Genomic DNA, 8,965 nt, shown 5'->3' with positions numbered 1-8,965 from the left:
GGACGGGCCGTGCAGATCACCGCGCTCGACCACGGGCCGGGGATCGCCGACGTGGCCGGTGCGCTGCGGGACGGGTTCACCACGACGCGCTCGCTCGGCGCGGGCCTCGGCACCTGCCGGCGTCTCGCCGACGACTTCGAGCTGCACAGCGTGCTCGGCCGGGGCACGGTGGCGGTGGCCCGCGTGGGCGCCGGGGCACCGCACGGCGACGATGCCCCGCAGGCGCCCGGCGTGCGGGCCGGTGGCGTCAACGTCCCGTTCGCCGGCGCGGACTTCTCGGGGGACGCCTGGGCCTGGGTCAGGTCCGGCGACCGTCTGACGCTGCTGATGGCGGACGGGCTGGGCCACGGCGGCGAGGCCGCCCGCGCCTCGACCGCCGCGACCGAGGCCCTGCGCCGCCGGCCCGGTCTGCCGCCCGCCGGGGCGCTGGAGGAGATCCACAGGGCACTGGCCGGCACCCGGGGCGCGGCCGTCGCCGTGGCCCAGCTGGACACCTGGTCCGGCCGGCTGCGCTTCGCGGGCATCGGCAATGTGGGGGCCCGGCTGCGCCAGGGCGACCGGTGGCGGTCGCTGCTGTCCCAGCCCGGCATCGTCGGCGCGCACCGGCCCCGTACCCTGCGCGAGGACGACGTCGCCTGGTCCGGGGAGAGCCTGCTGATCCTGCACACCGACGGCCTGCCCAGCCGCTGGGTCCCGTCCCCGGAGACCGGAGCGTCGTCGGCCGACCCGGCCGTGACGGCCGCCGTGACGATCCGGGACGCCGGGAGTTCCGCGCGCCCGGCGCGGGACGACATCGCCGTGGCCGTGCTGGCCCCCGTCCCGGAGGCCCGCCCATGACGCGGACCTGGCAGATCGGCACCGTCACCGACGCGGCACGCGCCCGCATCGCCGTCACGCGGCTGGCCGCGGAGTGCGGGGTGCCCACCGTCGAACGCGCCCGGCTGGCCGCGGCGCTCAGCGGCCGGCTGCGGCAGTGCCTCACCAAGGGCGGCACCTGGGTGCTCACCCTGGACACGTCCGGCTCCCCGGCCGAAGACCCGTCCGGAGAGGGGACGCTGCACGTCGCGCTGACGCCCTCGCCCGGTGCGGGGGCCGCCGACCGGGCGCCGTGGGCGGTGACCGTCTCCTGCCCCGAACCGGGCCCGGCGTCCGACGGCGCCGAGCCGCGGGAGGACCCGGTCGACCTGTCCGAGGCCCTGCTGGGCGCCGACGAGGACACCGCCGGCGTGCTGGACAAGCTCGCCGAGCAGGAGAGACTGGTCGCCTTCCACCGGGAGGAGCTGCACCAGACCAACCAGGGCGTGCTGGCGTTGCACGCCGAACTGGACGCGGCGGGACGTGCGCAGCGGGAGGCGTTCGCCGCCGAGCGCCGGGCGCGCAACGAGGCGGAGGACGCACGGCGCAGACTGACGTTCCTGGCGGACGCGAGCCCGGTGCTGAACGCCTCGCTGAACCACGACGAGATCGTGCGGCGGCTGCCGGAGCTGCTGGTACCGCGGTACGCCCGCAGCGTCGACATGTGGCTGTTCGACGACGAGGACGATCCGCACCGGCCCACGCCCCACCCGGCCGCGACGCCCCACCCGGCCGCGGCGGTCCGCGCGGCCCGCACCGGGCGGCCGCAGTACGCCGCCGACCACCCCGGCGGCCTGCCCGGCGTCGACGACCAGCCGCCCTCGGCCCTCGCTCCCGACCGGCCCCTGCTCTGCATCCCGCTGCTGACCCGCCGCGCGCCGCTGGGCGTGCTGACCCTGTCGCCGCCCGGTGAGCGCTGGGACCCGGACGACGCCGTGATGCTGATCGAGCTCACCCGGCGGGCCGGCATCGCCATCGACAACGCGCGCCGCTTCGAGCACAACCGGGACATCGCCGAGACGCTGCAGCGCGCCCTGCTCACGGACCTCCCGGCCCCGCCGGGGCTGAGTCTCGCCGCGCGCTACCTGCCGGCCACGCACGGGCTGAACATCGGCGGCGACTGGTACGACGCGTTCCGTCAGCGCGACGGCAGTCTGATCACCGTGGTCGGTGACGTGACCGGGCACGGGCTGCACGCGGCGGTGATGATGAGCCAGCTGCGCACCGCGCTGCGCGCCTACGCGGTCGACGGCGGCGGCCCCGGCCGGCTGCTGACCCGGCTGCACGAGTTCCTGCACCACCTGCAGCCCGACCTGTACGCCACCGCCGTCATCGCCCGGTTCCACCCGGACGAGCCCACGCTGACGTGGGCCGCCGCGGGTCATCCGCCGCCGGTGCTGCGGTTGCCCGACGGACGGGTGCGCACGCTGGACGCCAAACCGGGCGCGATGCTCGGCATCCCGCTGAAGCAGGAGATCGCCGACCACACCGAGCGGCTGGAGCCGGGGTCGACGCTCGCGCTCTACACCGACGGACTGGTCGAGCGGCGGGCCCGGGGCATCGATCCGGGCATCGAGCGGCTCGCGGCGGCCCTCGGTTCGTTCGGCCCCGCGGAGCTGGGCGCGGACCTGGAGGGCTCGGCGGACCGGATCCTCCACCCCCTGCTGAGCGACTCCGAGCGCGACGACGACGTCTGCCTGCTGCTGTGCCATCTGCACGGCTGAGTCCGGGGCGCCCACCCGGGCACGGGTGACGTCCGGTCGCGACGCCGCTCCCGCCACCCGCTTCCCGGTGCGGTCCCGCACGTGTACGGGCATCGTGGTGCTGAAGAGGGGCACGCGAGAGGTGCGGGCGTTCGAAGCGGACCGCCTGGAGCCGTAGGAAGGGATGAACACCGTGACACGACCCAGGATCCTGGTGGTGGGCGCAGGCTTCGCCGGTGTGGAGTGCATGCGCCGGCTGGAGCGCATGCTCTCCCCCGACGAGGCCGATCTCACGCTGGTGACGCCGTTCTCCTACCAGCTCTACCTGCCGCTGCTCCCCCAGGTCGCCTCCGGGGTGCTGACGCCGCAGTCGATCGCCCTCTCCCTGCGCCGCAGCAGGAAGTACCGCACCCGGATCATCCCCGGCGGGGCCATCGGGGTGGACCTGAGGTCCAAGGTCTGCGTCATCCGCACCATCACCGACGAGATCGTCAACCAGCCCTACGACTACATCGTGCTGACCCCCGGCAGCGTCACCCGCACCTTCGACATCCCGGGGCTGACGGACCACGCCTTCGGGATGAAGACGCTGGCCGAGGCCGCCTACATCCGCGACCACGTCATCTCCCAGCTCGACCTCGCCGACGCCAGCCACGATCCGGCCGAGCGGGCCTCGCGGCTGCAGTTCGTGGTGGTCGGCGGCGGCTACGCGGGCACCGAGACCGCGGCCTGCCTGCAGCGGCTGACGCACGCCGCCGTCAAGCGCTACCCGCGGCTGGACCCCGGCCTGATCAAGTGGCACCTGATCGACATCGCCCCGAAGCTCATGCCCGAGCTGGGCGAGCGGCTCGGCCGCAGCGCGCAGGAGGTCCTGACCCGCCGCGGCATCGAGATCTCCCTGGGCGTGTCCATCGAGAAGGCGGGCCCCACGGAGGTCACCTTCACCGACGGCCGGGTGGTCCCCACCCGCACCCTGATCTGGACCGCCGGGGTCGTCGCCAGCCCGCTCATCGCCACGCTCGGCGCGGAGACCGTCAAGGGCCGGCTCGCGGTCACCTCGAACATGTGCCTGCCGGGCCACGACGGGGTGTTCGCGCTCGGCGACGCCGCCGCGGTGCCCGACGAGGCCAAGGGCGACGGGGCCGTGTGCCCGCCGACCGCGCAGCACGCCCTGCGGCAGGGCAGGCAGGTGGCCGACAACGTCATCGCGACGCTGCGCAACCAGCCGATGCGTCCCTACCACCACAAGGACCTCGGACTCGTGGTGGACCTCGGCGGCACCGACGCGGTCTCCAAGCCGCTCGGTCTGGAGCTGAAGGGCCTGCCCGCCCAGGCGGTGGCCCGCGGCTACCACTTCGCGGCGCTGCGCACCAACGTCGCCAAGACCCGGGTGGCGACCAACTGGCTGCTGAACGCGGTCGCCGGCGACGATTTCGTCCGCACCGGCTTCCAGGCGCGCAAGCCGGCCAAGCTGCACGACTTCGAGTACACGGACGCGTACCTGACGCCGGATCAGGTCCGGGCGCACGTCGAGGAGGCGGGCCTGGCGGTGCGGTGACCCAGCCCTTCGGCGGCCGCTCGCGTCATGCGGTGCCGCATCCGGACCAACGCCTGTGACGGGAGAGAGTACGGCGGCGTGAAAGCGGCGGGACACTCGGTACGGACACGACTGCAGGACCGCCTCGCGGCGTCCGACCCCGGCCTGCTGCGGCTGACCGCCGGGCTGCGCACGGTGGGTGCCGTCGCGCTGACCCTGGCCGTGCTCGCCGCACTGGACTTCGAGGTCACCCGCCTGGTGGCGGGGGCCATGGGGGCGCTGGTCGCCACCTTCTCCATCCGGGAGAAGCAGCGCTCCGCCCAGGCCGTCACACTGGCCCTCGGGCTGCCCGTGGCGCTCGTGTCCGTGTCGCTGGGCGCGGTGCTCGGCGAGCGGGTCGTCATCGGTGACGCCTTCTTCGTCGTCCTCATCTTCTGCGCGGTCTACGGCCGCCGGTTCGGCGAGCGCGGCACCGCGCTCGGCCTGATCGGCTTCCAGCTCTACTTCGTCTCCCTGTTCGTCGGCGCCTCCCCCGCGGAACTGCCCCTCCTGTGGGCGGTGCTGACCGTCGCGTTCGCGTGCAGCGCCGTGGTGCGGTTCGCCGTCGTCCCCGTGACGCCCACCGGTCTGCTCGCACGGCTGCGCCAGGCCTTCCGGGCCAGGCTGGCCCAGCTCGTCTCCGCGCACCTGGCGCTGCTCGACGCCGGTCCGGAGGAGGTGGACAAGGCGCTGGAGGACGTGCGCACGGGCACCGCCCGGCTGCACGAGACGGCTCTGATGATCCAGACGCGGCTGGAGGAGGGCACCCCGGACGAGTCGACGGCGCGGCTGGTGCAGCGCCGGATCGCGGACGCCGAGATCGCCGCCGAGCGGCTCGGCCTGCTGCTGCTGTCCGCCCGCAGCGCCGAACGGGCGGACACCCTCACCCTGCACCTGCCGGGCGCGCCCGCCCCGGAGGTCGGCCGGCTGCCCGGGCCGGAGGAGGCCACCGCCGTGCTGCGCCGGGACCTGCTCGCGCTCCGCGTGCTCGTGCTGCGCACCGGGACGCCCGGGACGGGCGTGGCCCAGGTGCGCAACCGGCTGCTCGCCTACCGGGACGAGGAGAACCTGCCGCCCGCCACGCCGGCCGTGCGGGACGTGTTCCGGGCCGTCGGCGAGGCCGCCCGCGCCGTCATGGGACTGCGCCTCGCCCTGGACGGTCCGCAGGACGAGTCGGACGACAGCCCGGCGACGGCCCGTTCCCGGGAGGAGCTGGACGCCGAGGACGCCGCCATCGACGTGGAGGAGGAGTCCGAGCGGGCCGATCGGCCGAGAGGGCTGCAACGGCCCACCACGCGCGCCGCCGTGCAGGTCTCCGTGGGCTCGACGCTGGCCATCGTCGGCGGTGAGCTGCTGTCCGCGGACCGCTGGTACTGGGCGGTGCTCACCTGCTGGATCGTGTTCATCAACACCGCCTCGACCGGCGAGATCCTGGTCAAGGGCTACCGGCGGCTGCTGGGCACGGTGTTCGGCGTCGCCGCCGGCATCGTGCTGGCCGGGGTGGTGGGCGGGCACACCTGGACGGCGTTCGCCCTGGTGCTGGTGCTGGTCTTCGCGATGTTCTACACGGCGCCGCTGTCCTACACGCTGATGTCGTTCTTCGTGACCGCGATGCTCGGGCTGCTCTACACCCTGCTGCACACCTACAGCTGGGAGGTGCTGGTCCTGCGTCTGGAGGAGACGGCGCTGGGGGCGGCCTGCGGGATCGTCGCGGCGGCGCTGGTCCTGCCGGTGCACACCGACCGGCGGACGAACGAACTGCTGGTCACCGCGTTGGAGCGGCTCACCGAGGTCACCGAGGCCGCCGTCGGGCAGCTCAGCGGCGACCCCGCGGCCGACCTGCTGGACCGGGCGCGGGCCCTGGACCAGGCGCTGGGCGACCTGCGGGCCGCCACCCAGCCGCTGACCCACCCGGTCACCCCGCTGCGGGCCCGGCGTGCCACCGCCCGGTACGTCGTGGCGCTGCTGGAGACCTGCGCGTACCACGCGCGCTCGCTGGCGGCGACGGCCGAGCTGCTGCCGACCCATCCCTCGATCGCGGCGGACCCCCGGCTGCGCACGGCCGCGGGGCGCACCGTGCGCAACATCGGGACGATCACGGCCCGCGTCACGGACGAGGACGCCACCGCGGTGGTCGAGACGGGGCCGAGCATCGCCTCGCTGCTGGACGCCTCCGACGGCGGTGCGCGCTACGGCCGGATCACCGGCCGGGTGCTGCGGCACCTGGAGCGGCTGGACGAGGCGGTGGTGGGCCTCGCCCGGCCGCTGGACGTACCGGTGGTGGCACCGGAGCGGTGACGGGCGACCCGCCGGTGCATCGGGGGGCGCCCGGGAATCGCTCAGAAGTCGCTGGGCAGCCCGCTGGCCTCGGCGATGCCGCGCAGTTCCTCGTTCTGCCGGTGCCGGTCCCTGATGTAGTCGGCGATCTCGCCGAGGCGGGACGGGTCGGCGGCGGTGTCCGCGTCGGTGACCACCCTGACCGGCCCGGTCTCGTCGACCTCCAGCTCGACCACCTCGTTGTCCAGGCGGCCGGTGACGGCGGTGGCGATGACCAGGGCGGCCTCGTCGCGGATCTCCTGGGGGAGTTCGTCGTCCCCGCTCTCCAGCGCGAGGTCCAGGCCGGACAGACGGTGCTCCTCGATCGCCTGGAGCACCGGCTCCACCACACGGAGCAGAAGCCGGTAGTCCTCGGTGTCCATCCGGACGCGCAGGAGGTCGAGGTAGACGTCCACGGGCCGGCCTTCCGGGGGAATCTCGGATTCGCTCATCCGCTACGTGTTCCCCGCTTGAGGCCGGTCATACGGGGGCGGGCCGGTACGCGTGCGGCGGTCAGACCCGCCGCCAGCGGGCCAGGGCGAAGGAGAACACCCCGAACAGCACCAGTCCCGCGGAGACGCAGACCAGCAGCCACGGGCCGAGCGGGGTGTCGGCGAAGCTGCGGAGGGTGTCGTCCATGCCCTTGGCGCGGTCGGGCTCGTAGGTGACCGCCGCGCGGACGGCGAAGACGCCGGCCGCGGCGAACACCAGGCCGCGGGCCGCACCGCCGCCCACGCCGGTCACGTCGACCAGCCGGCGGGCACCGGCGCCCAGCTCGCCGAGCTTCAGTTGCTCGTGGTACTTGCGGCGGACCGCCCGCACACCGCCCCACACCCCGATGCCGACGACGACGGCTCCGGCCAGGCCCACCAGCCACTGCCCCGCGGGCAGCTCCATGACCCGGGCGGTGAGGTCCCGGGACCGGCGGTCGCTCGACCCGCTCCCGCTCCCGTTGCCGCGGTCCACGGCGAAGGCCAGCACCGAGGAGGCGACGAACGTGTAGAACACGCAGCGCGCGGCCGCCAGCAGCCGCTTGCGCGCGCTGCGGCCGTTGCGGTCGGCAGAGCCGAAGAGCGCCTCGGTGAGCCGCCACAGGGCCATGCCGACGAGCCCGATGCCCAGCGCCCACAGCAGCGTCGCGCCGAACGGCTTGCCGGCGAGCTCGGCCACGGCGCCGCCGCTGTCCGCCTGTCGCTGTCCGTCGCCGAAGGCGATGCGCAACGCCAGTACACCGACCAGCAGGTAGATCACGCCCTGGGCGGTGAGTCCCGCCCTCGCGGCGCCCTCCCTGACCGAGCCGTTCGCCGTCCGCCGGGCCCCGGCCCGCCCCCTCCATGCCATCGCACGCGTATTCATCCGTCCTCCCGGGCTCCGGATGCCCCGGCTTCGTCCGCGCACACGCGGCCGGGGCGGCGGTGCCGCCCGGACCTCCGGGCCGTGCCGGCGGGGACACACGAACGGCCGCCCCCACCCGTGGGGTGGGGGCGGCCGACGACGTCGTCCCGGCGCGGGCCTACACGGGAGCCGGTGCGCCCGCCGCGGTGGTGTCCCGCCGGTGCCGCTCGGGCGGCGGCACGAGCGCGCCCGGCCCGGCGGACGGGGCGGGGACCGGTGCCGGGGCGGCCGCCAGCCAGCGGTGCGCGGTCCTCAGGGCGTCCTCCACGTCACGGGTGCCGGTCGACACGCACAGGGTGTACGCCAGGTCGCTCAGACGCGGGCCGTCGGCGTCCGGCGCGGTCCCGGACCGGAGCCGGGCCTCGTACTCCTGGACGAGCCGGCGCAGCACGGTGGGGTGGGGCTTCAGCATGGGTCTCGCTTTCTGGTCCGGGACGTTCGGGTCCGGGGCGCTCAGACCGGCGCTCCGGTCCGGAGTGCTCTGGTACGGGGTGTTCTGGTCCGGGCGGGCGCGCTCACGTCGTCGCCGAGTGGCCGCCGGTGCCGCGGCGGCCCGCGCGCTGTCCCATCGCCTCGGCGCGCACCCGGGCGCAGCTGCGGCTGATGAGACGGGAGACGTGCATCTGGGAGATGCCCAGCCGGTCGGCGATGCGGCTCTGGGTCATGTCCTCGAAGAACCGCATGTAGAGGATGGCGCGCTCGCGCTCCGGCAGGCGGCGCAGGCCTTCCTTGGCGGACTCGCGGTCGACCACGATGTCGTAGGACGTGTCGGAGGCGCCGAGGGTGTCGGCGAGGCTGTAGCCGTCGTCGTCGGTCGACAGTTCGGCGTCCAGCGACAGGGTGCTGAAGCTCTCCAGCGCCTCCATCCCGGCGCCGACCTCCTCCTCGGTCAGCCCGGTGTGGGCCGCGATGTCGGCCACCGAGGGCTCGGGGCTGCCCGGGTTCTGGGTGAGCTCGCGCCGGGCCACCCGCACCTTGTTGCGCAGTTCCTGCACCCGGCGGGGCACGCGCAGGGCCCACATCCGGTCCCTGAAGTGCCGCTTGACCTCTCCGGTGATGGTGGGGACGGCGTAGCTCTCGAAGGCTCCGCGGCCCGGGTCGAACCGGTCGATGGCCTTGA

The 8,965-nt window shown here is 74.8% G+C and carries 8 protein-coding genes; 4 read left to right on the top strand and 4 right to left on the bottom strand.

Going from position 1 to position 8,965, the window contains the following annotated elements:
• The 4 genes from B7L92_RS28940 to B7L92_RS28925 all read left to right on the top strand — a co-directional run.
• On the top strand, nucleotides 1-837 hold an 837-nt coding region (locus B7L92_RS28940; protein WP_081240337.1), incomplete at its 5' end, for a SpoIIE family protein phosphatase.
• A complete protein-coding gene (locus B7L92_RS28935; protein ID WP_081240336.1) occupies nucleotides 834-2,579 on the top strand; it encodes a PP2C family protein-serine/threonine phosphatase in 1,746 nt (581 codons plus the stop codon). The genes B7L92_RS28940 and B7L92_RS28935, both read left to right, overlap by 4 nt.
• A 163-nt stretch (nucleotides 2,580-2,742) precedes the next feature.
• Entirely contained in the window at nucleotides 2,743-4,116 is a 1,374-nt protein-coding gene (locus B7L92_RS28930; protein ID WP_081240335.1) for an NAD(P)/FAD-dependent oxidoreductase, read from the top strand.
• Between the two features lie 78 nt (nucleotides 4,117-4,194).
• Nucleotides 4,195-6,432 carry an FUSC family protein gene (locus B7L92_RS28925; protein ID WP_081240334.1) on the top strand — a complete coding sequence of 746 codons (2,238 nt, stop codon included), beginning with the start codon at nucleotides 4,195-4,197 and terminating at the stop codon, nucleotides 6,430-6,432.
• A 41-nt stretch (nucleotides 6,433-6,473) separates the two neighbouring features.
• Here the strand turns inward: B7L92_RS28925 and B7L92_RS28920 are convergent, their stop codons facing one another.
• From B7L92_RS28920 to B7L92_RS28905, 4 genes are all read right to left on the bottom strand, one after another.
• A complete protein-coding gene (locus tag B7L92_RS28920; RefSeq protein WP_004991967.1) occupies nucleotides 6,474-6,902 on the bottom strand; it encodes a hypothetical protein in 429 nt (142 codons plus the stop codon).
• A gap of 61 nt (nucleotides 6,903-6,963) precedes the next feature.
• Nucleotides 6,964-7,806: a DUF1206 domain-containing protein gene (locus B7L92_RS28915; protein WP_081240333.1), complete on the bottom strand. Its 843-nt coding sequence runs from the start codon at nucleotides 7,804-7,806 to the stop codon at nucleotides 6,964-6,966.
• Nucleotides 7,807-7,963: 157 nt separating this feature from the next.
• Nucleotides 7,964-8,257: a DUF5133 domain-containing protein gene (locus tag B7L92_RS28910; protein ID WP_081240332.1), complete on the bottom strand. Its 294-nt coding sequence runs from the start codon at nucleotides 8,255-8,257 to the stop codon at nucleotides 7,964-7,966.
• Nucleotides 8,258-8,360: 103 nt separating this feature from the next.
• Nucleotides 8,361-8,965 (bottom strand): sigma-70 family RNA polymerase sigma factor (locus B7L92_RS28905; protein WP_081240331.1); only part of this gene is annotated, 605 nt, incomplete at its 5' end.

It is taken from the genome of Streptomyces viridosporus (assembly GCF_002078235.1).
Lineage (GTDB): Bacteria > Actinomycetota > Actinomycetes > Streptomycetales > Streptomycetaceae > Streptomyces > Streptomyces viridosporus.
Note: the sequence above shows the minus strand (reverse complement) of the source record. Positions and strands in the feature narration are given on the sequence as shown.

Excerpts from the sequence above, each read along its gene's own strand:
- B7L92_RS28935 (WP_081240336.1), top strand. The coding sequence starts at position 834 with ATGACGCGGACCTGGCAGATCGGCACCGTCACCGACGCGGCACGCGCC.
- B7L92_RS28915 (WP_081240333.1), bottom strand. The coding sequence starts at position 7,806 with ATGAATACGCGTGCGATGGCATGGAGGGGGCGGGCCGGGGCCCGGCGG.
- B7L92_RS28920 (WP_004991967.1), bottom strand. The coding sequence starts at position 6,902 with ATGAGCGAATCCGAGATTCCCCCGGAAGGCCGGCCCGTGGACGTCTAC.
- B7L92_RS28930 (WP_081240335.1), top strand. The coding sequence starts at position 2,743 with ATGAACACCGTGACACGACCCAGGATCCTGGTGGTGGGCGCAGGCTTC.
- B7L92_RS28910 (WP_081240332.1), bottom strand. The coding sequence starts at position 8,257 with ATGCTGAAGCCCCACCCCACCGTGCTGCGCCGGCTCGTCCAGGAGTAC.